The organism is Leifsonia sp. 115AMFTsu3.1 (genome assembly GCF_004362795.1).
Classification (GTDB): Bacteria; Actinomycetota; Actinomycetes; order Actinomycetales; family Microbacteriaceae; genus Leifsonia.
In genome coordinates this window covers 1338666-1365351 of record NZ_SNYB01000001.1, presented here as the reverse complement: position 1 = coordinate 1365351, position 26686 = coordinate 1338666, and the positions used below count along the sequence as shown (strand labels likewise).

General features: G+C 68.1%; 25 protein-coding genes. 6 read left to right on the top strand and 19 right to left on the bottom strand.

The window, feature by feature from the left end:
* Nucleotides 1–12 precede the first annotated feature (12 nt).
* Together AXZ95_RS06595 and AXZ95_RS06590 are read right to left on the bottom strand one after the other, a co-directional pair.
* Nucleotides 13–699, bottom strand: a complete 687-nt coding sequence (locus AXZ95_RS06595) for an NAD(P)-binding domain-containing protein (protein ID WP_018190233.1) — start codon at nucleotides 697–699, stop codon at nucleotides 13–15.
* On the bottom strand, nucleotides 696–1226 hold the full coding sequence (locus tag AXZ95_RS06590) for a MarR family transcriptional regulator (RefSeq protein ID WP_043742236.1): 531 nt from the start codon (nucleotides 1224–1226) through the stop codon (nucleotides 696–698). Before AXZ95_RS06590 ends, AXZ95_RS06595 begins: the two co-directional genes overlap by 4 nt.
* Before the next feature lie 105 nt (nucleotides 1227–1331).
* Here AXZ95_RS06590 and AXZ95_RS06585 point away from each other — a divergent pair, with 105 nt between their 5' ends.
* The gene (locus AXZ95_RS06585) at nucleotides 1332–1625 is read left to right on the top strand and encodes a hypothetical protein (protein WP_018190231.1); all 294 of its coding nucleotides are present in this window, start codon (nucleotides 1332–1334) and stop codon (nucleotides 1623–1625) included.
* Nucleotides 1626–2168: 543 nt separating this feature from the next.
* Here AXZ95_RS06585 and AXZ95_RS06580 read toward each other — a convergent pair.
* The 8 genes from AXZ95_RS06580 to AXZ95_RS06545 all read right to left on the bottom strand — a co-directional run bounded on the left by AXZ95_RS06580 (nucleotide 2169) and on the right by AXZ95_RS06545 (nucleotide 13708).
* Nucleotides 2169–3431, bottom strand: a complete 1263-nt coding sequence (locus AXZ95_RS06580) for an alpha-hydroxy acid oxidase (protein WP_018190230.1) — start codon at nucleotides 3429–3431, stop codon at nucleotides 2169–2171.
* Nucleotides 3424–4887: a rhamnulokinase family protein gene (locus tag AXZ95_RS06575; RefSeq protein ID WP_018190229.1), complete on the bottom strand. Its 1464-nt coding sequence runs from the start codon at nucleotides 4885–4887 to the stop codon at nucleotides 3424–3426. The genes AXZ95_RS06580 and AXZ95_RS06575 overlap by 8 nt, the downstream gene beginning before the upstream one ends.
* Nucleotides 4884–6920, bottom strand: coding sequence for a bifunctional rhamnulose-1-phosphate aldolase/short-chain dehydrogenase (locus AXZ95_RS06570; protein WP_026307102.1), 2037 nt, complete (start codon nucleotides 6918–6920; stop codon nucleotides 4884–4886). Before AXZ95_RS06570 ends, AXZ95_RS06575 begins: the two co-directional genes overlap by 4 nt.
* A 2-nt stretch (nucleotides 6921–6922) precedes the next feature.
* Nucleotides 6923–8086, bottom strand: coding sequence for an L-rhamnose isomerase (gene rhaI, locus AXZ95_RS06565; RefSeq protein ID WP_018190227.1), 1164 nt, complete (start codon nucleotides 8084–8086; stop codon nucleotides 6923–6925).
* 67 nt (nucleotides 8087–8153) lie between these two features.
* On the bottom strand, nucleotides 8154–10424 hold the full coding sequence (locus AXZ95_RS06560; RefSeq protein WP_043742233.1) for an alpha-L-rhamnosidase: 2271 nt from the start codon (nucleotides 10422–10424) through the stop codon (nucleotides 8154–8156).
* Between the two features lie 92 nt (nucleotides 10425–10516).
* On the bottom strand, nucleotides 10517–11350 hold the full coding sequence (locus AXZ95_RS06555) for a carbohydrate ABC transporter permease (protein WP_018190224.1): 834 nt from the start codon (nucleotides 11348–11350) through the stop codon (nucleotides 10517–10519).
* Complete coding sequence (locus tag AXZ95_RS06550) at nucleotides 11347–12309, bottom strand: sugar ABC transporter permease (RefSeq protein WP_026307100.1); 963 nt, start codon at nucleotides 12307–12309, stop codon at nucleotides 11347–11349. Before AXZ95_RS06550 ends, AXZ95_RS06555 begins: the two co-directional genes overlap by 4 nt.
* A gap of 85 nt (nucleotides 12310–12394) precedes the next feature.
* Entirely contained in the window at nucleotides 12395–13708 is a 1314-nt protein-coding gene (locus AXZ95_RS06545) for an ABC transporter substrate-binding protein (RefSeq protein WP_018190222.1), read from the bottom strand.
* A 200-nt stretch (nucleotides 13709–13908) separates the two neighbouring features.
* On the opposite strand from AXZ95_RS06545, the gene AXZ95_RS06540 reads away from it, so the two are divergent.
* The 4 genes from AXZ95_RS06540 to AXZ95_RS06525 all read left to right on the top strand — a co-directional run bounded on the left by AXZ95_RS06540 (nucleotide 13909) and on the right by AXZ95_RS06525 (nucleotide 16453).
* A complete protein-coding gene (locus tag AXZ95_RS06540) occupies nucleotides 13909–14928 on the top strand; it encodes a LacI family DNA-binding transcriptional regulator (RefSeq protein ID WP_026307099.1) in 1020 nt (339 codons plus the stop codon).
* An 82-nt stretch (nucleotides 14929–15010) separates the two neighbouring features.
* Nucleotides 15011–15319, top strand: a complete 309-nt coding sequence (locus tag AXZ95_RS06535) for a hypothetical protein (protein WP_043742063.1) — start codon at nucleotides 15011–15013, stop codon at nucleotides 15317–15319.
* A gap of 1 nt (nucleotide 15320) precedes the next feature.
* Nucleotides 15321–15476, top strand: a complete 156-nt coding sequence (locus AXZ95_RS06530) for a hypothetical protein (protein ID WP_018190219.1) — start codon at nucleotides 15321–15323, stop codon at nucleotides 15474–15476.
* Nucleotides 15473–16453: a hypothetical protein gene (locus AXZ95_RS06525; RefSeq protein WP_018190218.1), complete on the top strand. Its 981-nt coding sequence runs from the start codon at nucleotides 15473–15475 to the stop codon at nucleotides 16451–16453. Before AXZ95_RS06530 ends, AXZ95_RS06525 begins: the two co-directional genes overlap by 4 nt.
* 466 nt (nucleotides 16454–16919) lie before the next feature.
* Here AXZ95_RS06525 and trxA read toward each other — a convergent pair whose 3' ends face one another.
* The 4 genes from trxA to AXZ95_RS06505 all read right to left on the bottom strand — a co-directional run bounded on the left by trxA (nucleotide 16920) and on the right by AXZ95_RS06505 (nucleotide 20173).
* Complete coding sequence (trxA, locus tag AXZ95_RS06520) at nucleotides 16920–17294, bottom strand: thioredoxin (protein WP_018190217.1); 375 nt, start codon at nucleotides 17292–17294, stop codon at nucleotides 16920–16922.
* A gap of 38 nt (nucleotides 17295–17332) precedes the next feature.
* Entirely contained in the window at nucleotides 17333–19051 is a 1719-nt protein-coding gene (locus AXZ95_RS06515; protein ID WP_018190216.1) for an AarF/UbiB family protein, read from the bottom strand.
* A gap of 5 nt (nucleotides 19052–19056) precedes the next feature.
* A complete protein-coding gene (locus tag AXZ95_RS06510) occupies nucleotides 19057–19614 on the bottom strand; it encodes a PadR family transcriptional regulator (protein WP_018190215.1) in 558 nt (185 codons plus the stop codon).
* Nucleotides 19615–19723: 109 nt separating this feature from the next.
* A complete protein-coding gene (locus tag AXZ95_RS06505; RefSeq protein WP_018190214.1) occupies nucleotides 19724–20173 on the bottom strand; it encodes a GNAT family N-acetyltransferase in 450 nt (149 codons plus the stop codon).
* 101 nt (nucleotides 20174–20274) lie between these two features.
* On the opposite strand from AXZ95_RS06505, the gene AXZ95_RS06500 reads away from it, so the two are divergent.
* Nucleotides 20275–20493: a hypothetical protein gene (locus AXZ95_RS06500; protein WP_018190213.1), complete on the top strand. Its 219-nt coding sequence runs from the start codon at nucleotides 20275–20277 to the stop codon at nucleotides 20491–20493.
* Between the two features lie 16 nt (nucleotides 20494–20509).
* Here AXZ95_RS06500 and AXZ95_RS06495 read toward each other — a convergent pair whose 3' ends face one another.
* The 5 genes from AXZ95_RS06495 to AXZ95_RS06475 form a co-directional block, all read right to left on the bottom strand.
* A complete protein-coding gene (locus AXZ95_RS06495) occupies nucleotides 20510–21088 on the bottom strand; it encodes an RNA 2'-phosphotransferase (protein ID WP_018190212.1) in 579 nt (192 codons plus the stop codon).
* A gap of 65 nt (nucleotides 21089–21153) precedes the next feature.
* Nucleotides 21154–23649, bottom strand: a complete 2496-nt coding sequence (locus AXZ95_RS06490) for a GH32 C-terminal domain-containing protein (RefSeq protein WP_018190211.1) — start codon at nucleotides 23647–23649, stop codon at nucleotides 21154–21156.
* 120 nt (nucleotides 23650–23769) lie between these two features.
* Entirely contained in the window at nucleotides 23770–24816 is a 1047-nt protein-coding gene (locus AXZ95_RS06485; protein ID WP_018190210.1) for a LacI family DNA-binding transcriptional regulator, read from the bottom strand.
* A 37-nt stretch (nucleotides 24817–24853) separates the two neighbouring features.
* The gene (locus tag AXZ95_RS06480) at nucleotides 24854–25759 is read right to left on the bottom strand and encodes a carbohydrate ABC transporter permease (protein WP_018190209.1); all 906 of its coding nucleotides are present in this window, start codon (nucleotides 25757–25759) and stop codon (nucleotides 24854–24856) included.
* A complete protein-coding gene (locus AXZ95_RS06475; RefSeq protein ID WP_018190208.1) occupies nucleotides 25756–26637 on the bottom strand; it encodes a sugar ABC transporter permease in 882 nt (293 codons plus the stop codon). The genes AXZ95_RS06480 and AXZ95_RS06475 overlap by 4 nt, the downstream gene beginning before the upstream one ends.
* Nucleotides 26638–26686 lie beyond the last annotated feature (49 nt).

Below are 26686 nucleotides of genomic sequence, written 5' to 3'. Positions count from 1 at the left end.
GTCGCCGCCGGGTCAGGCGGCGGCCTCGGCGGAGGCGAGCTCCGGCGCGCTCTCGCCCGCGACGGCGGCCCGGAAGCCGCCCGCGTCGAGGCGCGCACCGAAGACCGGGCCGCCCGGCTCGAACGCGACGCCGTCGCGAAGACTCTCGACGAGCACGGTGTCGTAGCCGACGTCCTGGATGAGGGAGGCGACGAGTGCCGCGGCCTCCGGGTCGTCCGAGGCCACGCCGAGAGCGCGGCGGTCCGGGTCTCCGGCGAGGCGGCGGTCCTCCTCCATCTCGTGGTAGCCGATGTGGTTGAACGTCTTCACGACGGTGGAGTTCGGGAGCTCTCGCTGGACGATCTCGCTGCTGGTGAGGGCCGTGTCCTCGAACAGGGGCTGCACGCCGTCGGTCGGCGCCCAGTAGTTCATGGAGTCGATGACCAGTTTGCCGTCGAGCATCCCGCGGTCGAGTCCGGAGAACCGGTGCAGCGGGATGGCGAGGATCACGACATCCGCCGCGGACACGGCCTCCGCGGCCCACGCCGGACGGGCGCCCGGCATGACGACCGAGGCGACGAGCTGGATGCGCTGCGGGTCGCCCGAGGCCGCCACCTCCACCTCGTAGCCGGCGTCGAGCAGGATGCGCGCGAGCGCCGAGCCGACATGTCCGACGCCGAGGATCGCGACGCGGGGTCGCACGGAAGCGGTGGTGGTCATCGGCGGTGTCCTTCTGTCGTGTCGGTGTTGGTGCTGGTGTCAGTGTTGATGTCAGGGTCGGCCGCGGCGCGGTCGAGGTGATTCTGGATGCTCTCGAGCGCCCCCGCGAGCGCGTCGAGCTGGTCGGGGCGGAGCGCGTCGGCGAAGAGCCGCTTCACGGCCCGCAGGTGCGGGCCGGACGCGCGGCGGATCGCCTCGTAGCCGTCCTCGGTGAGGACGACGAGCGCCCCGCGGTTGTCGCCGGGACACTCGGTGCGGCGGATGAGGCCGCGCTTCTCCATGCGCCCCAGGTGGTGCGACACCCGGCTGCGCTCCCAATCGATCGCGTCGGCCAGCTCGGACGACCGCAGCGTGCGGTCGGCCGCCTCCGTGAGCGCGAGCAGCACCGCGTAGTCGCCGGTCGAGAGCTCCACGCGCTGCAGCTCGGACGACAACAGCCGGCGCAGCTCGCCGGTCGTGTCGAGCAGGGAGCGCCACACGGCGAGTTCACGGTCGGTGAGTCGCTCAGGGGCTGCAGTGGGGGTCATGCGGTCCTCGTTCTCGATCACGCCAGCCGGATAGCTGACGTGTCAATCAACCGCTGGCCGAGTGGATTTGTTCCCGCCATGGCGCGCGCCTTGTAGCGTTGCATCATGAGCGATCTGCCCGACGCCCTCCCCGCCGATTACGACCCCGCCCACGTCTTCCGCGTGGTCGCGATGCCGGTCTCCCAGGGCTGGGGTGTGTGGCTGCGCGCGGCGGACGACAGCATCATCCACAGCTTCGGCCTCGGCTTCCCGGCCGGCACCCCGTTCCAGCCGGACGTGCTCGATGTGCTCGGCCCGCTGCTCAACGTGCAGTATCGGCTGGCGTTCCACGGCCCCGAGTCGTGGGACGAGCTCGGCGACCACTGGTCCGCCGTCGTCTACGAGTACACCCCGCGCTGACGCCCCCGAGATTCGTGCCGAATGTGCGGAATGCGGCGCGCAAAGCGCACATTCTGCACGAATCTGCGCGGGCCCTTACGGCGATTCGCCCGGTCTCTGCGGCGCGAGAGTTGCGCCAAATCGCGGTTCTGCGCGTCACGTCTCCGCGAGATTTGCGCCAAATCGCGGTTCTGAGCGCCGCATTCCCGCGATTTGGCGCAAATCCTTGGGGCTGATCCGTCGTCTCCGAGTGCGCACCTCTCGCTGATTTCCGCGAGACTCGTGCCGAATGTGCGGAATGCGGCGCTCAAAGCGCACATTCGGCACGAATGTGGGCGCCCTTACAGCGTTCGTCCCGACTCCGCGGCGCGAGATTTGCGCCCAATCGCGGGTGTGGGCGTCACGTCGCTGTGAGATTTGCGTCGAATCGCGGGTTTGGGCGTCACGTCACGGCGAGATTTGCGCCAAATCGCGGGTTTGGGCGCCGCATTCCCGCGATTTGGCGCAAATCTCACGCGGAGGCGGCGTGCGTTGCCGCGATTTGGCGCAAATCTCGCGAGGGGATCAGGTGTCGGCGTCCTCGCGCGCGGCATCGGGGCGGAGGGGCTGCAAGCGGGTGAGTTGGGTGACGTGGTGAGGGCCGAGCTCGGCGAGGGAGGTGACTTGGAGGAGTTTCATGGTGCGGGTGAGTTGGTCGGTGAGGATCTGGATGGTGCGGTCGACACCCGCCCGGCCGCCGGCCATCAGCCCGTAGAGGTAGGCGCGTCCGATGAGGGTGAACTTGGCGCCGAGGGCGTAGGCGGCGATGATGTCGGCGCCGTTCATGATGCCGGTGTCGATCGCGACCTCCGTGTGCCGGCCGACCTCGCGCACCACGGACGGGAGCAGGTGGAACGGGATCGGGGCCCGGTCCAGTTGCCGGCCGCCGTGGTTGGAGAGCACGATCCCGTCCACCCCATGGTCGACAAGAGTGCGAGCGTCCTCCAGGGTTTGCACGCCTTTGATCACGAGTTTCCCGGGCCACATGTCCCGGATGATCTTCAGGTCGTCGTAGTTGATCGACGGGTCCATCGCCGCGTTCAGCAAGTCCCCGACGGTGCCGCCGGTGGAGGATAGGGACGCGAACTCGAGTTTCGGGGTGGTGAGGAAGTCGTACCACCACCACGGCCGGGGGATCGCGTTCAGAATCGTCCCCAGGGTCAGCTGCGGTGGAATCGAGAACCCGTTCCGTTTATCGCGCAACCGGGCCCCGGCGATCGGGGTGTCCACGGTGAAGAACAACGTGTCGAACCCGGCAGCCGCCGCCCGCTCCACCAGGCCGTAGGAGATCTCGCGTTGCCGCATCACATACAACTGGAACCAGTTCCGGCCGTGCGGGTTCGCCGCCTTCACCCCCTCGATGGAGGTGGTGCCCAACGTGGACAGGGTGAACGGGATCCCCGCCGCCCCGGCAGCACCGGCCCCCGCGGTCTCCCCCTCGGTCTGCATCAGCCGGGTGAACCCGGTCGGGGCGATCCCGAACGGCAACGCCGACGGCCCACCCCAAATTCGGCACGACGTATCCACCTGCGACACGTCCCGCAAGATCGAGGGATGGAACTCCACATCCTGAAACGCCTGCCGCGCCCGCGCTAACGACAGCTCCCCCTCCGCCGCACCCTCCGTGTAATCGAACGCGGCACGCGGCGTCCGCCGACGCGCGATCCTGGCCAGATCCTCGATCGTCAACGCCGACTCCAGCCGCCGTTTCTTCCCATTCAGCTCCGGCCTCCGGAACTGCATCAACTCCAACAACTCCGCCGGACGAGGCAACTGGCGATCAACCATGGGCAAGGATCCTAACGGGGTCGTAGCGCGTGATCTGAGTGGTGCGGGCGACCAGGGCGCGCAGCGTTTCGAGGTCGCCGGTGAGGAGGCCGGCAGCGCGAGCCTGCACGAGCACGTTGCCGATCGCGGTCGCCTCCACGGGGCCCGCGAGCACCGGCAGCCCACTGCGGTCGGCGGTCGCCTGGCAGAGCAGGGCGTTGCGGGCTCCCCCGCCGACGATGTGGATGGTGTCCACACCCACGCCCGTCAGTGCGGCCGCGCGGTGCACCGCGTCGGCGAACGCCGCAGCGAGGCTCTCGACGATCACGCGCACCATCCCGGCCGGCGAGGCCGGTGCGGTCGACCCGTGCCCGGCGAACCACTCGGCGATGCGCGACGGAAGGTCGCCCGGGGCCATGAAGCGCGGGTCGTCGGGGTCGAAGAGGTCCAACGGCCGGGGCAGCTCGGCCGCCTCGGCGAGCAGCGACTCCAGGGTCACCCGCAGCCCGCGGCGCTGCCACTCACGCACGGACTCGCTCAGCAGCCAGAGGCCCATGACGTTGTGGAGGTAGCGGATGCGCCCATCCACGCCGCCCTCGTTGGTGAAGTTCGCGGCCCGGCCCTCCTCCGACACGACGCGCTGCGGAAGCTCTACACCGACCAGCCCCCAGGTTCCGCAGGAGATGTACGCAGCGCGGGATGCGTCCATCGGCACGGCCACGACCGCCGACGCGGTGTCGTGCGAGCCGACCGCCGTGACGACCGGCCCCTCGCCGTCGAACGGCAGATCGCCGCGCAGGGACGGCAGGAGGCGCCCGACCGGCGTCCCCGCATCCACGAGCGGCGGGAACACGGACCGCGGAAGCCCGAGCCGCGCGATGAGGGCGTCGTTCCACGCGCCGTCGGCGGTGAGCAGCCCAGTGGTGGAGGCGTTGGTCCGCTCGGCCTGCGCGACCCCGGTCAGCCAGAAGGTGAGGAGGTCGGGGACGAGCAGGAAGCGGTCCGCGCGCTCCAGGGAGCCGCTCGCCGCATCCACCGCCAGCTGGTAGAGGGAGTTGAACGGCAGGAACTGGAGTCCGCCCTCGCGGTACAACTCCCCCGGCTCGACGGCGGCATGCACCGTAGAGACCCCGGCCGCCGTGCGCTCGTCACGGTAGTGGTACGGCTCGCCCAGCAACCGCCCGTCGCGCAGCAGGCCGTAATCGACGGCCCACGCGTCCACGCCGATGCTCGCGAGCGCCGGATCGGACCGCGCGACGGAGGCGAGTCCGTCGAGGACGTTCTCGTACAGCCCGACGAGGTTCCAGTGTAGCGCCTCACGGTCACCCTCCCACACCCGCACGGGCGTGTTCGGGAACCGGGCGGCCTCGGTCAGCTCCAGCGTGTTCGCGCCGACGCGGGCGTGCATGACGCGTCCGCTGGTCGCGCCGAGGTCGACGGCGGCGACCGTGCCGACCCCGGGAGGTGCGGCGTTCATCGGAGGAAGGCGGCTGCGACTCCCGCATCCACCGGGATGTGCAGGCCGGTCGTGTGGTCGAGGTCGCTGGTGCAGAGCACGAATACGGCGTTGGCCACGTGCTCGGGCAGCACTTCGCGTTTGAGCAGGGTGCGCTGGGCGTAGTACTGGCCGAGCTCTTCTTCCGGCACCCCGTAGACGGCGGCGCGTTTGGCGCCCCAGCCGCCGGCGAAGATGCCGGAGCCGCGGACGACCCCGTCGGGGTTGATGCCGTTCACACGGATGCCGTGCTCGCCGAGTTCCGCAGCGAGCAGCCGCACCTGGTGCGCCTGGTCGGCCTTCGTCGCCGAGTAGGCGATGTTGTTCGGTCCGGCGAAGATCGAGTTCTTGGAGGAGATGTAGACGATGTCCCCGCCGAGCTTCTGATCGATCAGCACGCGCGCGGCGGCCCGGGAGACCAGGAACGACCCCTTGGCCATGACGTTGTGCTGCAGGTCCCAGTCGGCGTTCGTGGTCTCCAGAAGCGGCTTCGAGATCGACAGGCCGGCGTTGTTGACCACCAGGTCGAGCCCGCCGAACGCGAGCAGCGCCTCCCGGATGGATGCGTCGACCGCCTTCTCGTCGGTCACGTCCGCGGCCACGCCGATCGCGACATCCGCGTTGCCGATCTCGGCCGCGGCGGCCTGCGCCTTGACCAGGTCGAGGTCCGCGATGACCACGCACGCGCCCTCGGCGGCGAGCCGGGTCGCGATGGCCTTCCCGATCCCGGACGCGGCCCCGGTGACCAGGGCGATGCGCCCGGCGAGCGGCTTCGGCTTCGGCATCCGCTGCAGCTTGGCCTCCTCCAGCGCCCAGTACTCGATGCGGAACTTCTCCGCCTCATCGATCGGCGCATACGACGACACGGCCTCCGCCCCGCGCATCACGTTGATCGCGTTGACGTAGAACTCGCCCGCCACCCGGGCCGTCTGCTTGTCCTTGCCGTAGGAGAACATCCCCACCCCGGGGATCAGGACGATCGCCGGGTCCGCCCCACGGATCGCGGGCGAGTCCGGGGTCGCGTGGCGGTCGTAGTAGGCCTGGTAGTCGGCCCGGTACTGCTCGTGCAGTTCCTCCAGCCGGGTCACCGACTCCTCGATGGATGCGTCGGCCGGCAGGTCGAGCACCAGCGGCTTCACCTTAGTGCGGAGGAAGTGGTCCGGGCACGAGGTGCCCAGCGCCGCCAGCCGCGGGTGCTCCGCCGACGCCAGGAAGTCCAGCACCACGTCCGCGTCGGTGAAGTGCCCCACCTGCACCCGGTCGGTGGATGCGATGGCGCGCAGGTGCGGAGCCAACGCCGCCGCCTTCGCCCGCCGCTCGCCCTCCGGCAACGGCTCGTAGCCCGGCAGCACCGGCCCGAACGGCTCGGGACGCCCGTTGGCGGCGATGTAGTCCGCCGCGGTCTGGATGATCCACAGCGAGTTGGCCTCCGCCTCCTCGCTCGTGTCCCCCCACGCCGTGATGCCGTGCCCGCCCAGGATGGTGCCGATCGCCTCCGGGTTCGCCGCCTTGATCGCCGCGATGTCCAGGCCCAGCTGGAACCCCGGACGCCGCCACGGCACCCACACCACCCGGCCGCCGAAGACCTTCCCGGTCAGCTCCTCCCCGTCCGCCGCCGTCGCGATCGCAATACCCGCATCCGGGTGCAGGTGATCCACGTGGGCCGCATCCACCAGCCCGTGCATCGCCGTGTCGATCGACGGCGCCGCACCACCCTTCCCGTGCAGCGTGTAATCGAACGCGGCGACCATCTCGTCCTCACGCTCCACGCCCGGGTAGACGTTCTGCAGGTCGCGGAGACGGTCCAGCCGCAGCACAGCGAGCCCGGTCTCGGTCAGCGTGCCCAGGTCACCGCCCGAGCCCTTCACCCACAGCAACTCGACCGGCTCACCCGTCACCGGGTCGATCTCAGTCCCCTTCGCGGACGTGTTCCCACCCGCGTAATTCGTATTCGCCGGGTCCGACCCCAGCCGGTTCGAACGGGCCAGCAGGGATGCGACAGCGTCGTTCGTCATGCTCAGGCCCCCCATCCGGCCTGGGTGCCGCCGACGCGGTCGGCCTCGATCTTCTCCTGGTACCCGGAGGCCTTGTACGCGGCCATCGGGTCGGCCGGTAGCCCGCGCGACTCCCGCCATGCGGCCAGGTCGGCGCGCACGTCCGTGTTGAACGCATCCATGAACACCGTGTTCGCGGCCAGCACGTCGTTCGCGGCCTGCGCGGCGGCCAGGGCTTCGGTGTCCACCAGCAACGCCTTCGCCGTGGCCTCCTGCACGTTCAGCACCGACCGGATCTGGCCCGGGATCTTCGCCTCCAGGTTGTGGCACTGGTCCAGCATGAACGCGACCTCCGGGTTCGCGTATCCGCCGCCCTGGATCACCTCGAAGATGATCCGGAACAGCTGGAACGGGTCCGCCGCGCCCACGATCAGGTCGTCATCGGCGTAGAACCGGCTGTTGAAGTCGAACGACCCCAACTTCCCCAGCCGCAGCAGCTGCATCACGATGAACTCGATGTTCGTCCCCGGCGCGTGATGGCCGGTGTCCAGGCACACCACCGCCCGGTCGCCCAGCGCCTGCGTCTGAACGAAGCTGGTCCCCCAGTCCGGAACATCCGTGTGATAGAACGCCGGCTCGAAGAACTTGTACTCCAGCACCAGCCGCTGACCCTCACCGATCCGCTCGTAGATCTTCTGCAGACTGTCCGCCAGCCGATCCTGCCGGGCACGCATCGAATCCTGCCCCGGATAGTTCGTCCCGTCCGCCAACCAGATCTTCAGATCCCGCGACCCCGTCTCGTTCATCACATCGATGCACTCGAAATGGTGATCGATCGCCTTCTGCCGGATCCGGTCATCCGCGTGAGTGACCGAACCGAACTTGAAATCGTCGTCCTGGAACGTGTTCGAATTCACCGTCCCCAGCTCGACCCCGTTGTCCTCCGCGTGGTTACGCAGATCGGCGTACGAATCGACCCGGTCCCACGGGATGTGCAGCGCGACCGTCGGCGCGAGCCCGGTGTGCTTGTGCACCTGCGCGGCATCCGAGATCTTCTCGAACGGGTCACGCGCAGTGCCCTGCGTCCCGAACACGCGGAACCGCGTGCCCGAGTTGCCGAACGCCCAGCTCGGCAGCTCGATCGCCTGCAGCGCCAGCTGGTCCCGGATCTCGACGGGGAGGGTCATGGGAGTTTCGCTTTCTCTCTGCCGCTGCGGGATGCGCGGCCGCGGTTGTGGTCGGAGCGGTCGCCGGTCAGCGGGCCACGTCGGCGACCGCCGGGAGGGCGGTCGTCTCGGTCGTGCGCCCGGCGCCGATGGTCTGGTCGTCGCGTCCGGGGAGCCGGAGCACACCCTCCACGCCGTCGGGAAGCTCGGCCTCGACGGTGAGGTCGTCGCCGTCGAGCGACCACCGCACGCTGACCGTGCCGTGCGGGGTGGCCAGCGAGGTCTCTGCCTCGGTCAGACCGCCGCCGGGCTGCGGTGCGACGAGCACGCGGGCGTAGCCGGGCTCCAGGGCCGACAGGCCGCCGACGACGCGGTGCATCCAGTCGGCCACGGCGCCGAGGGCGTAGTGGTTGAAGCTCGTCATCTCGCCCGGGTTGATCGTGCCGTCGGGCAGCATCGAGTCCCAGCGCTCCCAGACCGTCGTCGCACCCATCGTCACCGGGTACAGCCACGACGGGCACTCGCGCTCGAGCAGGAGTCGGTAGGCGTCATCCAGGTGGCCGGTCTGCGTGAGGGCGTCGGTGATGAACGGCGTGCCCGCGAATCCGGTCGAGATGCGGTAGCCGGCCTCGGCGACCAGCTCGGAGAGCCGGGTGCCGGCGAATTCCTCGTCCGCGACGCTCAGCAGCCCGAAGACGATGGCGAGGGCGTACACGGTCGTGCAGTCGCTCTTCACGACGCCGTCGCGCACGTACTCGGCGTTGAACGCCTGACGCAGGCGCGCGGCCAGGGCCTCGAACTCTGCCTGCTCCTCGGTGCGGCCGAGCAGCTTCGCGGTCTCGGCGACGATCGTCGCCGAGCGGTAGGCGCAGGCCGTCGCGACGACGCCCGTGTCGGCCTTCGCCTTAGCCGGGTCCTCCGGCGGCGCGTCCGGGTCGAGCCAGTCGCCGAACTGGAAGCTGGTGTCCCAGACGCCGGCGGGCGAGAGCAGCGACTCCACCCGGCGGACGTGGGCGGCCATCGAGCCGAACTGCCGCCGCAGGACCGCGTCGTCGCCGTACGCCTGGTACAGCGTCCACGGCACCCAGACCGCTGCGTCGCTCCAGATCGCCGTCGAATCGACCGGACCGAAGTCCGTCGGCTGGTCGATCATCTTCAGGATGTCGGGGATGACGAAGCCGACGATCCCGTCGTGGTGCTGCTGCTCCAGGTCGAGGTCGACCAGCCAGTCCGAGAGGAAGCCGTCGACGTCGTAGAGGAAGGCCGCGGTCGGCGCGAACGCGGCGATGTCGCCCGTCCAGCCGAGACGCTCGTCGCGCTGCGGGCAGTCGGTGGGCACGTCGACGAAGTTGCCGCGCATCCCCCACACCACGTTCTCGTGGAACTGGTTGAGCAGCGGGTCGGAGGTGCGGAACTCGCCGATCCGCGTCAGCTCGGAGCCGATCGCGATCGCCGTCAGGTCCTCCGCCTTCAGCTCGCCCGGCCATCCCTCGATCTCGGCGTAGCGGAAGCCGTGGAAGGTGAACGTCGGCTCGAATTCGTCGACCCCGCCGCTCAGGATGTAGCGGTCGGTGGCTTTCGCACTGCGCAGTGGACGGGTGCCCAGCTCGCCGTGCTCCAGCACCTCGGCGTGCCGGACGACGATCTCCGTTCCGGCCTCGCCCTGCACTCGCAGCTTGATCCAGCCGACCAGGTTCTGGCCGAAGTCGATCAGGGTCTTGCCCGACGGGGAGGTCGTGATCTCCTGCACGGGCAGCGCCGCCCAGCGGGTCACCCGCGGGCCGATGTACGGCGTCAGCGACGTCGTGTCGAATTCGAGCTCGCGCACGCCGGTCCATCCGTCGCCCGAGAAGCCGGGGCGCTTCCACGCGTCGTCGCGCAGGCGGGCGTCGATCGTCTCGCCGTCGTACAGGTCGTTGGCGAGCACGGCGCTGGGGCCGGAGGTCCACTCCTGGTCGGTCACGACGAGCTGCGTCGTGCCGTCGGCGAACTCGACCTCCAGCTGGGCGAACGCACCGAGGCTGTCGCCGTAGTACGAGCCGCCGCCGGCCCAGCCGAGGCGGCCGCCGAACCAGCCCTTGCCGAGGGCGAGCCCGAGCACCGACGTGTCCTCGAGCAGCTCGGTCACGTCGTAGTCCGCGTACCGGAGGCGCCACTCGTAGGCGCTCCAGCCGGGGGTGAGCAGGTCTCCGGACACCGGGCGGCCGTTGATCCAGGCCTCGACGATGCCGTGCGCGGTGAGGTGCAGCGTCGCACGCGTCACCGCCCCGTGTCCCGTCTCGAGCGCGAACTCGCGTCGGAGCAGCGGTGCTCCGTCGAAGGTCTCTCCAGCGGCGATCATGCGGGCGTGCCAGTTCATTGCGTTGTCTCTCCGGTTCTGTGTCGTGTCGTTCGCGGATGCGGTGCTCATGGCGGTGTCTGTGCTCATAGCAGCGTCGGCGGGCATGGCGGTCAGCCCTTGACCGCGCCGCTCGTCATGCCGGCGATGATCTGCCGGTTGAAGAAGATGTAGGCGACGAGGGGCGGGATGGTGATGAGAAGGAAGTCCATGAAGAGCAGGTTGTAGAAGCTCAGGTTCTGCCCCGCGAAGCTGTACAGCGTCGTCTGGACCGTCGCGTTGTCGGCGCCGGGGAGGAAGTACAGCGGGTTCTGGAAGTCGTTGAAGACGAACACCGACTGCACGACGATGACCGTCACGATGACCGGCCGGAGCAGCGGGAGGATGACCTGGAAGAACATCCGCACCCGTCCGGCACCGTCGAGCACGGCGGCCTCGTCGACCTCGCGGGGGACGGTCCCGAAGAACGCGCGGAACATCAGGATCGAGAACGACAGCCCGAAGGTGGTCTCGATCAGGATCATGCCCGGCATCGTCTTGAACAGCCCGAGCCCCTGCAGCACCCAGATCGTGGGCACGACCGCCGGCGGCACGATCAGGCCGGCGAGGACGAAGAAGTTGACGACCGGGCCCCACTTGCTGCGCTTGCGGGCGAGTACGTACCCGGCCATCGCCGCGATGATCACCATGAGCGTGACCGAGAAGACGGTCAGGACGGCCGAGTTGAAGAACGCGCGCCAGATGAGGCCGTCGCCGCTCTCCAGCACCGCGACGAGGTTCGGGAAGAAGCTCCATTCCTTCGGCCAGGTGAAGGCGAGGCTGGAAGCGTCGTCCGGCGTCTTCGCCGCCTGCAGGAGCACGAAGGCGAGCGGGACCAGGAAGACGATGACGGAGACCGCGATCGCGATGATCCCGATCGTCCAGGAACGGATGCGCTGCCGCTTCACAGCTCCACCTGCTTTCTGTTCAGGAAGTACGACAGCGGCACCATGATGATCGTCACGACCAGGAACAGCACGACGTTGCCGGCGGTCGAGAGGCCGTAGAAGCCCGCCTGGTACTGCTTGTAGATCACCGACGCGAGCACGTCGCTGGTGAAGCCAGGACCGCCGCCGGTGGTCGCCCAGATGATGTCGAACGAGCGCAGCCCGCCGATGAGCGAGAGGATGATGACCGTCGCTGTCGCACCGCGACTGAGCGGGATGGTGATGTCCCGCAGGATGCGCCAGCCGCTGGCCCCGTCCATCCTCGCCGCCTCGAAGTACTCGCCGGGGATGGCGACGATGCCGGCCATGAAGATGAGCGTCGCGATGCCGACGCCCTTCCAGATGTCGACGCCGGCGATCGTGTAGAGCGCCAGGTTCGGGTCGGTGAACCAGCCGGGCTGCGGGAGCCCGAAGAACCCGAGCACCCCGTTGACCATGCCGTGGAACGGGTCGAGCAGTGCCTTCCACAGGATGCCGACGCCGATCGTCGACAGCAGCACCGGGAAGAACACGATCGCCCGGAGGTAGCCGCGGCCGACGACCGGGGAGGTCAGCAGCAGGGCGAGGAAGAAGCCGATGATGACCTTGGCTCCGGAGGTGAGGACCGCGTACACGAGCGTGTGGATGAAACTGGTGTAGAGCTGCGGATCCTGGAAGAACTGGACGTAGTTCGCGAACCCGATGAACTGGGCGTCGAACAACGACCACCGCGTGAGCGAGAAGTAGAACGACGACAGCGACGGGATGGCGAAGAAGACCGCGTAGAGCACCAGCGCCGGGATGAAGAACCAGGTCGGGTAGTGCGACCGCATGGCCTTGCGCGCGGACTTCCGCCCGCCGGGCCTCCTCCCTCCTGGACTCCTCACGTCCGTCAGGATCTCGGCCGCCTGTGCCGCGGTCGAAGGGGTAGCCGTCGACATGTCCGCTCCTCGTCGAGTGTCTCGTGTGGCCGTTTGGTGGTGCCTGCGGCCGGGCCGACGTCATCCGCCGACCCGGCCGGGCGGTTCACCAGCCCTTGAGCCCCAGCTGCTGGGCCTGGGCCTTGACGTCCTGGTCGTAGAGGGCGGCGCCCTCCTTGGCCGAGGAGATTCCGGAGCCGACCTGGATCAGGATCTTCTCCAGGTTCGGGCCCTTGATCGGCGAGAGGAACTCGAGCGCGAGCCCGGTCTTCTTGGCGTCCTGGTAGGCCAGCTCGTCCTTGACGAGCGCAGGGGCGTCGTCGGGGATCGTGCAGGTGCTGATCGCGAACGGCCCGGCGGGGGTGCCCGCGCTGTTCTGGATGTCGCATCCCTCGGACGTGTTGATGAAGGCCACCAGCTTCTTCGCGGCCGTCAGCTTGTCGCCCGACGTCGACTTCGGGATGTACGCCGCGGTGGGCTCCCAGACGGTCGCGTGCGGCTCGCCCGCGTCGGTGGGCATCGCGAAGTAGCCGATGTCGTTGATCTGGTCCGGGTTGCTCTGCAGCACGTTGCTGATGACCGCGGTGATCATCGGATACTGCGCGCCCTCACCGGTCGCCAGCATCTTCAGGGCGTTCACGTTGGTGAGCGACGCGTAGTCCTTGTTCAGCAGGTCCTTCTCGAAGACCTCCTGGGTGTGCTCGAACCCGGCGAACGCCGGTTCCTTCGAATACTTGGCGTCGGCCTTGTTGGCTGTGTAATCCTTCGCCCAGTTCGGGTCCTGCGCGCTCACGTTGGCGAAGTCGCCGAGCACGAAGAGCTGGCTGGTCCAGGTGTCGCCGTACGACTGGATGATCGGCGCGATTCCGGCGGCCTTGATCTTCTCGCTGTTCGAGATGAACTCGCTCCAGGTCTTCGGAACGGTGAGCCCGAGCTTCTCGTAGACCTTCTTGTTGTACATGATGCCGCCGTTGAAGGTGGTGCCGGTCGGCGCTCCGTACAGACCCTTGTCGGTGCTGACGGAGTTCTTGAAGTCGTCCGTCACATCCTTCGCCCACGACTCGTCGGTGAGGGGCTGGAGCTGGCTGTCCGGGCGAAGAGCCTGGAACAGCGATCCGGAGTTGTACAGGAAGACGTCGTTCATGTCTCCCGTCGACAGGCGCGTCTTCACCAGGTTGTCGCCGTCGGTTCCGCCGGGGCGGGTCTCGACCTTGACGGTGATGGACGGGTTGGCCTTGTGGAATGCCTTGGACAGGTCTTTCGCGAAGCTGGTGCTGGCCGGGTCGTTGCCTGCGGCGAGCAGGGAGATGGTGGTGCTGCCGGACCCGCCGGATGAGCTGCAGCCGGCCAGAGCAGCGCCGATGAGCGCGACGCCGCCGAGCGTGGCGGCGACCCGTGTCGCCGTCCTCCGAGAGAACATCAAATACCTCCTTGTATTTTGTGAGCGTCGACGCCCCGGGGGAATTTTCGGGTCCGCTTGAAACGCTTCACTGACCATAAATGCATTCGTCGGCTCCCGTCAAGCGCGGAATATAACGATTCAAGACACGCGTTCTGATCCTGCAGGATTGATCGATTCAATGCATCCATCCGCTACGATCGCAGCCAGGGAGGAATCGCATGGCTTCCGCAAGCGTGAAAGACGTCGCCGCACTGGCGCAGGTCTCGGTGGGCACCGTCTCGAACGTGCTCAACCGTCCGGAGATCGTCGCGCCCGAGACCGTCGAGCGCGTGATGTCGGCCATGCAGAAGCTCTCCTACGTGCGCAACGAGGCCGCGCGACAGTTGCGGCTGGGGCACAGCCAGGCGCTCGGGCTCGTCACACTGAGCGGCGGCAACCCGTTCTTCACCGACCTCGCCACGGCGGCGGAGGATGCGGCCGCGGACGCCGGCTACAGCGTCATCGTCGGCAACAGCAACGAGAGCACGACCCGCGAGTCGGGATACCTCAACCTGTTCGAAGAGCTGCGTGTGCGCGGCGTGCTGCTCTCCCCCGTCGGCGACCCCGCACGCCGGCTGCGGCAGCTGCGGGATCGCGGAATCGCCGCCGTCCTGGTCGACCGCGTGAGCAGCGACGACTCGTTCAGCTCCGTCTCGGTCGACGACGTGGCCGGGGGCGCTCTCGCGGCGGCCCACCTCATCCGATCGGGACGGACGCGGCTCGCGTTCGTCGGCGGCCCCCTGCAGATCCGCCAGGTGAGCGACCGCCTCGCGGGGGCTCGGCAGGAGGTCGAGAAGCACCCGGGCGTCTCCCTCGAAGTCGTCCCGGTCGACGCCCTCACCGTGCTGGAGGGACGACGGGCCGGAGAGGAGCTGGTCCAGCGGAGCGCGAACCGCCGCCCGGACGCCGTCTTCGCCGCCAACGACCTCATCGCCGTCGGACTGCTGCAGGGGCTCTTCATCAACGGCCGCATCCGCATCCCCGAGGACATCTCGCTCGTCGGCTACGACGACATCATGTTCGCGAGCGCGTCCGTCGTGCCGCTCACGTCCATCCGGCAGCCCAGCGCTCTGATCGGTCGCACCGGCGTCGAGATCCTCATCGAGGAGGCGCAGGACCCGGAGCTCGAGCCCCGACATGTGCTGTACCAGCCGGAGCTCGTCGTGCGCGGGAGCAGTTCGGCGGACGCGGCCGAGTAACGCGTTCGTCCCGACGGTTCTGCCGCGACAGGCGCGTGGCCCGCTAGTCTCGACACGGACGCCGCGACGAAGGGGGACGCTCGTGACCGAATCCAGGCTGCGACCGAAAGTGGTGCTGTGGTGGGGCATCGGCCTCGCTGCGGCGGGACTGCTCCTGAACATGCTGCTGCCGCAGGTCGGCTATGCGCTCACCGTGCAGGTGAATGCATCCACCCGTGTGGACCAGGGGATGCTCACGGCGTTGACTGTGGTGCTCGACCTCATCCGGCAGACGTTGCTGCCGCTCGGGATCGCCCTGATCGCCGCCTCGGTGGTGATGGCGTACATCGCCCGCCTGCTCGGGATGCGCGCGGATGCGGAAGCCGACGAAACCGGCGTCCCGGAGAGCTGACGTGGATCCGTTCAGCGCTTTCGCTCTGACCGTTACCCTCTCCGGCGCTGCTCTGTACGCGCTCTACTGGGTGGTCCGCCGCGGGGTGGCGGACGGCATCCGGGATGCGCGGGGCGCGTCCGGCGATTCGCCCGCGAGCGACAGGGTGGTCGAGTGAGGGACGACACGTCGCCGCAGATCGGCTCGTACGACGTCGACGCGGAGGCGCTCACGGGCGAGGGCGAACCGCTTGTCGGGCTGCTGGCGCGGCTCGGGGTCTCCGAGTCCGAGGGCGGGGACGTCGTGCCGAACGGCTGGCGCGTTCTCGGCCCGCCGCCTGCCGCGCGGGTTCCCCTGCTGATCGGCGCACCCGTCTCCAGCGACCATCGGTCGTGGTCGGTTGGGCAGGTGTATGGCGCACGGGATGGGGCTCCCGCGCGAGTCTCGTTCTATCCGCATGCGCTGCCGGTCCGCCCCAGCGTCGCCGAACGCCGCGGCGGCCTGGTGCTCCGCTGGCCGGCAGTGACGCGCGAGCTGGCCGACGTCGATCGCCTGTCGATCGACATCGTCAACGAGGGGTCGACCCGCTGGCTGCCCACCGGCGACACGTTCAACACGTTCGCGTCGATCGTGCCCGCCGTCGGCGGTGTCAGCGACCTCTACTTCGGTTGGACCGGTGATGGCGGCACGGTACCGCTCGATCCCGGCGACTACGCACGGGTGACCGCACGCATCGAGAGCGGCCGGTGGCGCGACCTGAAGCCGGGGCCGCACGACATCGTGGCGTACACCCCCGATCTTCGGCTGACGTCCGAGCCGCTGCGGGTCGACCTCACAGCCGAGGTGATCGAGGCGCATCGTCCGCGCACGAACCCCTTGGGTGCCCCGCCCCATCCGGGCATGACCACGGCCGAGCGCCTGCGGATGCTGCGGGCGCTGCGCAGCGCCCGTGAAGCGATCGCAGAGGTGGTCGACGCTGTCGCGGACGCCCCGGACGACCGGGCTGCCGTCTCCCGTATCGCCGCTCTGCTCGAGTGCGACACCGACTCCGCTCGGGCGGTCTACTCGGCGCAACTCCGGCGCTTCCGCATCGGAGGCGCCAACGGGCTCGACGGCGAGATCGCGGATCTCGAGCGCGCTCTTTCGGAGGAATGACCGGCGCGCACCGGCCCAGACCGCCGCGAAGGAAGGACGTCCCGCCTCCCCGGCCAGCCCAAGTCCGCCGGTACCGGCCGCGCCCGGCGTGTCGCTCGCCCCGTCCTCCCTTTCCCTCGCGCCGCAAACGGAGGGCTCCCGGGCGGCTCACTCCGCCGGCTCCTCCCTTTCGCGCGTCCGCCCGGCGTGTCGCCCGCCGCGACCTCCCTTTCCCTCGCGCCGCAAACGGAGGACTCCCGGGCCGCTCGGTCCACGGGCCCCTCCCTTTCGCGCTCACGCCCGGCGTGTCGGCCGCCGCGTCCTCCCTTTCCCACCGCGACGGAAACGGAGGACTTCCGGCTCGACACGCCGCCGCCGAGCGGGAAACGGAGGCATTCCCCATCCCGTGCCGCGCGAACCGCCTCCGAAACGACGAAGGCGCGGCCCCCGTCGGATGACGGGGCCGCGCCCGGGGCTGTCGCCGCGCTCAGCTCTGCTGCTGCGCCGCCTTCAGCTCGTCGTACTGCTTCCGGACCTCGGTCATGTCGAGGGCGCGGATCTGCTCGATGAGGTTCTCGACGGCCTCGCCCGGGAGGGCGCCTGCCTGCGAGAACAGCGGGATGCCGTCGCGGTACGCGACGAGGGTCGGGATCGACTGGATGCCGTAGGAAGCGGCGAGGGCCTGCTGGGCCTCGGTGTCGATCTTGCCGAACGTGATGTCGGAGTGCTGCTCGGACGCCTTCTCGAAGATCGGGGCGAACATGTGACACGGGCCGCACCAGTCGGCCCAGAAGTCGAGAAGCACGATGCCGTCGGCGACGGCCTGGTCGTGGTTGGTCGACGTGATCTCTGTGGTTGCCATGGTGGATGAAACGCAAGCTCACCAGGCAGTATTCCGGCTCAGCTCCCCCGCCGGCCTGTGAAGACGGTGAATGCGAGAGGCACGACCGACGCGATCATCAGCACCGAGCCGAGCACCGCGTCCGACGCGTGCACGATCGCTCCGGCGATGATCGCACCTCCGAAGACGACCGCTGCGACGAGACGTCGCGCCGCGCGCTCGAGCCGGCCGACCCGCTGCTCGAGCCGAGGCGAGGTGACCGCCACCGTGCCGTCCTCGACCCGGGTGACCAGCGCATCCAATCGTTTGGGCAACCGCCAGGCGATCCCGGCGATCTCGAGCGCCTGCTGCCCGAGGTCCTGCACCAGGTTGCCGCGCTCGTCCCGGAGCAGTTGGGCCGCATACGGCTCGACCGAGTCCCACAGGTTGAACGCCGGGTCGAGCGCGCTGCACACGCCCGAGGTCAGCGACATCGCCCGGATGATGAGGAGGAAGTTCTCGGGCAGCTGGAACGGCAACGAGCGGACGACGTCGCCGAACTCGACCGCGAACTCCCGGAACTCGCGAGGGTCGACCTCGCGCAGCTCGGCGAATCCCATGCCGCCGAACCGGGCGAACAGGTGGGTCATCGCGCGCTCGAGCTCGGCCGTGTCGGCGGTCGGGAGGAGCACGCCCACGTCGCGGATCGCATCCACCAGGCCCTTGCCGTCGCGCGAGGCGGCGGCGATGAGCAGCTTGCGGAGGCCGCTGCGCGTGCCCGCCGGAACCTCGCCCATCATCCCGAAGTCCACGAACGTGAGCAGCCAGGGTCGCTCCCCCGCCACCGCGGGCCGCGGCGTCACGAAGATGTTGCCCGGGTGCGGGTCGGCGTGGAAGAACCCGTTGGTGAAGAGTTGGTCGAACATCACCTCGGCGAACACCGGCGCGACCTCGGCGGGGTCGATGCCCGCGGCGCGCAACGCGTCGGCGTCGGTGATCTTGATCGCCGTCACGTCCTGGAGGGTGAGGACCCGGCGGGTGGTCCGCTCCCAGACCACGGCAGGGACGGCGACGCGGTCGTCACCGGCGAACTCTTCGGCGAACCGCTCGGAGTTCGCGGCCTCGTGCAGGTAGTCGATCTCCTGCAGGCTGGTGCGCGCGAACTCCTCCACCAGTCCGGGTGCGTCGACGCGGTCGGAGACCAGCCGGACATGGCTGAGCCAGCGCCCGACCCTGCGCAGGGCGGCGAGGTCCACATCCACGATGGTGTCGATGCCGGGACGCTGCACCTTGAGCACCACGGCGTCCTGCCCGGTTTCCGCCGCCACCTCGGCGGTGAGGCGCCCGCGGTGGGCCTGCCCGAGGGATGCGGCGGCCACCGGCGTCTCGTCGATGAACGCGAACGCGCTCTCCAGCGGCACGCCGAGCTCGGCCTCCGCAAGCGCCCGGATCGCCGGGAACGGGACGGCCGGCACCTCATCCTGCAGCCCCTCCAGCTCGCTGGTGATCTCGGGCGGCAGCACATCCAGCCGGGAGGACATGAACTGCCCGACCTTGATCATCAGGCCGCCCAGCTCCACGGCCAGCCCGTGGAACCGCTGCGCGAACCGCCGCATCCGCCGCGACCGGCTGCGCGCGGCGACGCCGGCGAGCCCGATGCGTGGCAGGAACAGCTCGTACCACCAGGTCACGGCGAGATTCCAGCCGGCGAAGCGGAGGATGCGGCGGTAGCGCGCGCGGGTGGCCGGCGTCCCCGCCGGAGCCTTCGACGGCGCGGCGGGCGCCTGGTCCGACGTCACCCCGGTCAGCCCTGGGCGAGGATCGCGTACAGCTTCCGGCGTGCCTCGTCGAGCACGTCGGCGGCTTCCTTGACCTGCTCGGCCGTCCCGCTGCGGTGCACCTGCGCGGCCGCCTGGGCGAGTTCGACGCCGGCCTTCGGGAGGTTGGCTCCGCGACGTTCTCCGGTCGTTGTTCCGGAGTCGCTCGTGCCGGTCTGCCAGGGTGTGGATGCCTCGGCGGCGGCGACCTCGCGCCCCGCCTCGGTCAGCGCGTAGGTCTTGCGCCCGTTGGATTCCTCGGCCGAGATGAGCCCTTCGTCGGCGAGCAGCTGCAGGGTCGGGTAGACGGAGCCGGCGCTGGGCTTCCAGCTGCCTCCACTGCGCTCCTCGATCTCGCGGATGATCTGGTAGCCGTGCATCGGCTTCTCGCTGAGCAGCGAGAGGACGGCCGCGCGCACATCGCCGCGGCCCATGCGGGTGCCGACCTTCTTCTCGAACGTCGACCGCAGTTGTTCGAACGCCTGCCACATGGCGTCCGGGTCCATGCGGGCGCCGAACCCGCCGGTGGGGAATGAGTTGGACATGGTGCCTCCTCGATCAGGTAGCGATAGTCAACGATATATCGCTGACGCTTCGACGGGAAGCGATTCACGCGGTTCCGAGCGAACATCCAGCGCGCGACTCATCGCGACCTCAGGTCAGATCGAGCACACCCACGACCTCGCCGAACAGCTCCTCCCCGGTCGGGACGAATCCGCAGGCGAGGTAGAAGGCTTCAGGGCCGCCGTCGCCGCGCTCCCAGAGCACGGTGATGCGCGGGATGCCGCGCCGCCGCGCCTCCGCGGCGACCTCATTGACGGCGAACCGACCGACTCCGCGACCTTGCGCCTTCTCGTCGACGTTGAGCCGCCAGATGCCCGCGCGGAACGCCTCCAGCTCGCTGTCCGGATCCCAGTTCGCCATCACGAAGCCGACCACCTCACCGTCACCGACGATGGCGCGCGGCCACGCCGTCGGCGTCACGTACGCCTCGGCGATCGACTCGAGGACCGGCGCGACGAACCGCTCCTGGCCGGGCGCGAGCCGCAGGTCGCGCAGCCCGCGCAGGTTCGACGTCGACAGCTCTTCGATGCGCAGGTCCATGGGTGGACGGTAGCGCGATCCACCGACATTGGGCTCACCCCGTCATCGTCTCTTCTTCAACGCGCAACGCTGCCGAAATACCCCCTCCGTAGCGTGGTCTCATGACCTCGTTCACGTTCAGGGAATGCGCACACTGCGGCGAGCAGCAGCCGGTGCTTGCGGACGGTCGGACGGCGATCCACTTCACCGGGAACGGCGAGCGCTGCGCCGGCTCCGAGCGCCGCAGCCAGAACGAGGGCGTCACTGCGCAGCAGGCGCGCGTCATCGAGGCCGAGCTGCGCCGTGCGCTGCGTCAGGTGATGCGGGAGCAGGCGTCGTAGGGAAAGGTGGACGGAGTCATCCGCCTGGCTTCTCTTCACGGAGTCCGCTCGTTGTCCGGCTGGCATATGCCGGCGGTATGGCGTCGGCAATCCAGATGAGTTCTCCACGCCGCTGGAATCGAACACCGGCCTCGAACGCTTCGCGGCTTCGAACGGTCAGCAGGACCGTGTCCGTCCCGTGCCGACGAGCAACCTCGTGCGCCGTTGCCGAATCCGGCGAGAGGTGAACATGCTGGCGCTTCATCGGCAGGATTCCCGCCTCCAGGATGCTGCTGACCGCTTCGGCGACCGTGCCGTGGAAGAGCTCCACCGGTGGTTCCTGGTTGACGAGATCATCCGCAATGCGGATCGAATGACCATACGTCGCGCGAATCCGGTCGCCCACGACTTCGTGCCGGACCTTCGACGAGTTCGCGATCATCCGAAGCACCGCGTCCTCCGTCAGACCATCGAAGCCGGCCGCGCTCAGCGCATTCACCAATGACCGCATCTCCACCCAGCCATCGTTGTCCACCGCAAGCCCGTACTCGCCCGGCGCATGACGCAACGCATGGGTCACCGCGCGACTCAGGTCCGTCTCGCTGAACACCGGCATGCCCCCTCTTCACCTTCGCCTTCGTCGAGGCGGCTCCTCACCGTACCGTGCAATCGCTGGCGACCTCAGTTGGCTGGGGTGTTCGCGAGCGTGAACTGGTCGGCGTCGATGTGGCCCCAGCTTCCCGTGTTGTGGTCGATGATCTGAACGGTCGCGTTCTGCCCTTGCAGGTCTGTCACGTCCCAGGTGGACCAGGCAAGGTGCTCACTGTCCTGCCCTGTGCTGGTGCGAACGGTCTTTCCGCCGACGATGAGGTTCACCGTCGTCTGGTCGTCGGGCTCCCCGACTGTCGCCCCTGGCCTACTGCTCACGAGGATCTGGTCGACCATGAGGTGGCCCCATCCGGTGGTTGTCTGATCGGTGATCTGGATGTGCGCGGTGTGGCCGATGAGACTGTGCACGTCCCAGCTGACAGGCGTCATGGTGGAGCTGTTGGCACCTGTTGCGGTTCGGTGGACGGCGCCATCGACGATGAGGTTGACCGCTGTCGCACCGGGGGCGCCCCACGGATGGTTCCCGCCTGCGACCAGGAGGTCGATGTAGTCCCGGGTGATGGTGAAGGCAGGCGACGTGATGGTGCCCATCGATCCGTCACCACCACCGACATAGGTATCCAGCACCTTCGCACCGACCTGGCCGGGAAGCGTCTCAGTGGACGGGCCCTGCCCTGCGAAATCGCCGGTTGCGGTCCATCCGGCACCCCAGGTGCTCCCCTCGAAGTCCGCGAAGAGGGACGACGGCGCTGGATGGTCACCTCCGCCGGCGAGGAAGTTGAGGAAGGGTTTGTTGATGTTGAAGGCCGGTGAGGTCAGCGTTCCGGTAGAGGCGTCGCCGCCGTTGAAGCTGTTGACCAGTCTGTTCCCCGCGTACCCGCTCACCGGCTGTTGGTTGGGCAGAGTGCCGGAGGCTGGTCCGCTCCCGAACGCGGCACCGGTTGTTGTCCAGGCGCCGTAGCTGCCGCCCTCGAAGTCTGCGAAAGGAGCTGTCGGCGCGGCGGCGGTGGAGGTGTTCGCAAACTCCTTGATGGTCAGGTTGGAGAAGGTGGCGGAGCCGCCGTCGGTGTACAGGGAGACTCCACGGTCGGAAGACTGGAAGAACACGTTGTTGGAAAGCACGCGCTCGCCGTCGTTCACAAACACTTCAACACTTGATCTGTCGACGAAGATGCGCAGGTGGACGCTCTTCGCCGTCGGGTCGATGGGAGCCTGAGTGTGCTGGAATGCTGAGCCGAAGCTGTACGCCGCCTGGTTCGAGCCGGACCTGTCGACGTAGACGTTCCCCTGGTAGACACCGACGTTGGTGTGCCTGCTCTCGTCGGCGGACTGACCGATCGAAATGCCGACGTTGTTCAGCTGCTGCCAGGAGATGTCGGCGTCGAGTTCGTAGGCCGAGCCGTGATAGTCGAGGTCCGCGGACCCGTTCACGGTGACGTCGGCGGGATGCACGGTCTTGGTGACGATGTCGTCGAGGCCGGCGGTCGGCTGCGAGATCAGGCTGTACGTCGTCCCCTTCTTCGCGAGGTTGAGCTTGCGGACGATCGACATCTGGCCGTTGTACCCGTCGCTTGCATCGGTGGGAACGGCGTTGGGCGCGTAGTTCCAGTTGTTCATCCAGCCGAGGGCGAAGCGGGATGTGTCCGGGTTGTCATGGTCAGGCCAGGAGACGGCGGCGTACCAGTCGGAGCCGTAGTCGAGCCATTGCGGGTCGCGGGCGTCGGTGATGAAATTCGTTCCATCCCAGGTGCCGGTCCAGTAGGCGTAGGTGTCCGGCTGCCCGGAGTAGTCGCCCTGCATACTGCCGGCGAGCACCCAGTGACTCGTACCGTCGTCTGCAGTGATCTGATAGATATCGGGGCATTCGAAGCCGCCGATGTTCGGGGACGAGTATCCGAACTGCGACTTGTACGTCCAGTTCTTGAGGTCCGGAGAGGTGTAGAACCACAGCTGTTGCTGCCGGCCGATCACGGCAACCCAGGTGTTGTGCGCGCTGTCCCACACGATCTTCGGGTCACGGAACCAGTCATTGCCGTCGGGGTTGGCGATGACCGGCGCCCCGTAGGCGGTGAAGGTATCCCCACCGTCGGTGGAGTACCAGAGGTACTGCGACTGTTGATACCGGTCACCGCCGGGAGGCTGAGTGGCGAGCACGACCACGGCGCCGGCACCGAACCCGGCTGTGTTGTTCGTGTCGACCACACCCGAGCCGGTCCATACGGGGAAGGTGCCACCCCCGCCGAGGGGAATGGCGACTCCCTGATCCTTGAAGACGACGTTGTCCACCGTCGTGGCGTGACGCCAACCCCCGGGACTGTTGTTCGGGCTGCTGTACAGGTAGTAGAGGTTGTATTTTCCGTTTGCCCAGACCGGCCTCTGCGGGTCGGAGAGCCAGTGATCGGGCGGGGTGAGATGGTACTGCGCCCGCAACGATTGGTCCGGTGGATTCACTGCGGTGGAGGTGGCTGCCGGCACGATCACGAGCGCTGCCGCCGCGGCGAGAGCTGCGAGTCCGCTGACGATGCGTCGTGGAGTGATCAGGTGGCGAGAGGGCTCGTTGACACGCATGGGCTTCCGTTCATCGATGAACTGGTTAAACGCTTAACCAGATTCTAGTCGACACAAGATTGCGCGGTCAAGCGTTTAATCACCGCGCGAAGTTTCGCGAGGTCGGGCGAGAGCGTTGCGCTACGCCGTCGGCACGCGGCGGGCTTCGCCGATCGACTCGCGAAGAACAGGCGGGCACGCGACGGTCACCAGTTCGTCGCGTCGGTGCTCGTCCACTCCCAGGAGCATCCGGACACCCTTTGCGCCCAGTTCGTAATGCGGGAGCGCGACCGTCGTCAGTGGGGGGCGCAGGTGAGCGGCGATGACTTCCTGGTTGTCGAAGCCGACAACGGCCATGTCCTCCGGAATCGAGAGCCCCCGGCGGCGCAGACCGTCGTAGAGCCCCATCGCGACGCGGTCGTTGTGGCAGAAGACCGCGGTCGCACCGCTCGCGAGGAGGGCGTCGACCGAGTCGTATCCGCCTTCCTGCTCCGGCAGCGCGTCGAAGACCAGGGACGGATCGAAAGCGACGCCTGCATCCTCCAGCGCCTCGCGATACCCGAGGAGGCGCCCTTCATGCGCCGGCGACGGTGTCGTCGTGTTGATGATGGCGATCCGCGTGTGACCGCTGTCGATCAACAGCTGCGTCGCTGCCCGACCCCCTTGGACCTCATCCGGGACGACGGCGGGTGCGTCGCCGTCGGGCGAGAAGCAGTCGACGAGGACGAAGTCCGTCTCACGGAGCGACTCAGGAACGGCCGCCGCCCGGTGGTACCAGGTGGAGTAGAGGATCCCGCGGACCTTGTGCTCGAGCATCATTCCGATCGCCTCGCGCTCGGCGTCCGCGTTGCCGTCGGTGTTGGCGACCAGGAGGACGTACCCGTGCTTCCACGCCTCGTCCTGAGCGCCGTGGATGATCTGGCCGGCGAACGGGGTCGTGGCGATCGCGTCGGCGACCAGGCCGATGAACTTCGAATGCCCGCTGACGAGATTCTTGGCGAGAGCATTCGGCCGGTAGCCGAGGGTGCGGATCGCCTCACGGACGCGCCTGCGAGCGTCGTCGCCGATGCGGGCGTTCTTCTTGTCGTTGATCACGAGCGACACCGTCGCGATGGAGACGCCGGCTGCTTCGGCCACGTCGCGCATCGTCACCGGATGCCCGGAATGCTGGGTTGTCTCGGACGTCATTGCCCCCTCCTGCTTCAGCTTAGCGACGCGCACGCCGTCACCCCTTGGTCGCGCCGCTCTCCAAGCCGTACCGCATCGCCTTGTTGAGCACCAGGAACACCAGGAGCAGCGGGGTGATGGTGACGCAGACCGCGGCGAACGTGGCCGTCCAATCGACCTTCCCCATCGCGCCGATGTAGTTCTGCAGCCCCAGCGGGATCGTCTTCAACCCGTCGGAGAGGACGAACGTGTTCGCGAAGATGAAGTCGTTCCAGATGAAGATGCTGTTGACCAGCACCACTGTCACGATCGTGTTCACCGACAGCGGGAAGGTGATCTGGCCGAAGATCCGGTACGGGCCGGCGCCGTCGAGGGATGCCGCTTCATAGGTCTCGCGCGGGATGTACTCGAAGAACGAGGAGAACAGGTACACCGACATCGGCAGGGCGAAACCGGCGAGCGGGATGATCATCGACTGATAGGTGTCCAGCAGGTTCACCGACGAATAGTCGATGAACAGCGGCACGAGGGCGATCTGCACCGGCACGATGATCCCGATGAGGAACAGCCCGCGCACCGCCCGGCTGAACCGGAATCCCAGGACCTGGATGGCGTAGGCGGCCATCATCCCCAAGATGACGATGAGGATGTTGGCGCCCATCGTCACGATGAAGCTGTTGAGGATGTTCAGGCCCAGATTGCCTGTGCCGAACGCGCGCGCGTAATTGTCGAGGGTGAACGAGGTCGGCAGGGCGAACGGGTTTCCGGTCGTGAAGTCGTGCTCGGTCCGGACGCTGGTGAGGAACAGCCAGGCCAGCGGATAGACCTGCACGACAACGATGACGGCGATGATCACGCCGTTGAGGCTGCGGTAGATGTTCGGCCGGCGCCGCCGGCGGACCGGTCGGCGCGGCGCCGCCGTCGCGATCGGTGACGGAGCGGGGCGGGTCAGCTGGGCGGTCATGCGTCGGCCTTTCGACGAAGCAGTACGAAGATCAGACCGACGGCCACCAGGCACTCCACGACGATGAAGACGGAGATGCTGCTGGCGTATCCGTAATTGGTGCTGGTGAAGGCGGTCTTGTACATGTAGGTGGTCAGGAGCTCGGAGGATTGGCCCGGACCACCGTTGGTGAGCAGGTACGGGATGTCGAAGCCGCGCAACGCGTAGGTGGTCGCCATGATGACCGTGGTGATCCACACCGGCCGGATGTACGGGAACCGGATCTTGGTGAAGATCCGCCACGCGTTCGCGCCGTCGAGCCGGGCGGCCTCTTCCAGCTCGGCGGGTACAGCGATCAGAGCCGCATAGATGATCAGCACATACAGCCCGGTGAACCGCCAGCCTTCCGGGATGGACACCGCGGCCAGCACCGTGTTCACATCGGACAGCCACGGCCGAGCCAGGTCGCCCAGTCCCACCCACTGCAGCACCTGGTTCAGCAGGCCGACAGGGTCGGACGAGTAGATGCGGGCGAACAGGAACGCGATCGCAACCGTGCTGATCACCGCGGGCAGCAGGTAGAGCGTCTTCACGAACTCCCGTCCCCGGCGGAGGGAGGTGAGCAGGCTGGCGACGACGAGGCCACCGCCGAGCTGGAGCACGAGGCAGATGAACAGGTAGCCGAGCGCGTTGAAGAACGCCCGCCAGAACACCGTGTCGCCCGTGAACATGTGGACGTAGTTCTCGACTCCCACGAACTGGAGGTCGCTGATCCCATCCCATTCGAAGAAGGAGAGGAAGAGCGACTGCAGGATCGGGAACAGCACGGCGATGCAGTACAGCGCCAGTGGTGGGATCAGGAAGACCAGCACCGAGAGCCGGGAGCGGCTGGGAAGCATGGGATGCCTTTCAGGGCTGGTGAGGGCGGCACCGGGGATGCGCCGCCCT

Coding starts and splice junctions, on each gene's coding strand:
- AXZ95_RS06570 (WP_026307102.1), bottom strand. CDS start 6,920: ATGACGAACGACGCTGTCGCATCCCTGCTGGCCCGTTCGAACCGGCTG.
- AXZ95_RS06585 (WP_018190231.1), top strand. CDS start 1,332: ATGAGCGATCTGCCCGACGCCCTCCCCGCCGATTACGACCCCGCCCAC.
- AXZ95_RS06505 (WP_018190214.1), bottom strand. CDS start 20,173: ATGGACCTGCGCATCGAAGAGCTGTCGACGTCGAACCTGCGCGGGCTG.
- AXZ95_RS06590 (WP_043742236.1), bottom strand. CDS start 1,226: ATGACCCCCACTGCAGCCCCTGAGCGACTCACCGACCGTGAACTCGCC.
- AXZ95_RS06545 (WP_018190222.1), bottom strand. CDS start 13,708: ATGTTCTCTCGGAGGACGGCGACACGGGTCGCCGCCACGCTCGGCGGC.
- AXZ95_RS06495 (WP_018190212.1), bottom strand. CDS start 21,088: ATGCCGGTGTTCAGCGAGACGGACCTGAGTCGCGCGGTGACCCATGCG.
- trxA (WP_018190217.1), bottom strand. CDS start 17,294: ATGGCAACCACAGAGATCACGTCGACCAACCACGACCAGGCCGTCGCC.
- AXZ95_RS06475 (WP_018190208.1), bottom strand. CDS start 26,637: ATGCTTCCCAGCCGCTCCCGGCTCTCGGTGCTGGTCTTCCTGATCCCA.
- AXZ95_RS06480 (WP_018190209.1), bottom strand. CDS start 25,759: ATGACCGCCCAGCTGACCCGCCCCGCTCCGTCACCGATCGCGACGGCG.
- rhaI (WP_018190227.1), bottom strand. CDS start 8,086: ATGACCCTCCCCGTCGAGATCCGGGACCAGCTGGCGCTGCAGGCGATC.
- AXZ95_RS06580 (WP_018190230.1), bottom strand. CDS start 3,431: ATGGTTGATCGCCAGTTGCCTCGTCCGGCGGAGTTGTTGGAGTTGATG.
- AXZ95_RS06575 (WP_018190229.1), bottom strand. CDS start 4,887: ATGAACGCCGCACCTCCCGGGGTCGGCACGGTCGCCGCCGTCGACCTC.
- AXZ95_RS06500 (WP_018190213.1), top strand. CDS start 20,275: ATGACCTCGTTCACGTTCAGGGAATGCGCACACTGCGGCGAGCAGCAG.
- AXZ95_RS06490 (WP_018190211.1), bottom strand. CDS start 23,649: ATGCGTGTCAACGAGCCCTCTCGCCACCTGATCACTCCACGACGCATC.
- AXZ95_RS06560 (WP_043742233.1), bottom strand. CDS start 10,424: ATGAACTGGCACGCCCGCATGATCGCCGCTGGAGAGACCTTCGACGGA.
- AXZ95_RS06510 (WP_018190215.1), bottom strand. CDS start 19,614: ATGTCCAACTCATTCCCCACCGGCGGGTTCGGCGCCCGCATGGACCCG.
- AXZ95_RS06550 (WP_026307100.1), bottom strand. CDS start 12,309: ATGTCGACGGCTACCCCTTCGACCGCGGCACAGGCGGCCGAGATCCTG.
- AXZ95_RS06540 (WP_026307099.1), top strand. CDS start 13,909: ATGGCTTCCGCAAGCGTGAAAGACGTCGCCGCACTGGCGCAGGTCTCG.
- AXZ95_RS06595 (WP_018190233.1), bottom strand. CDS start 699: ATGACCACCACCGCTTCCGTGCGACCCCGCGTCGCGATCCTCGGCGTC.
- AXZ95_RS06485 (WP_018190210.1), bottom strand. CDS start 24,816: ATGACGTCCGAGACAACCCAGCATTCCGGGCATCCGGTGACGATGCGC.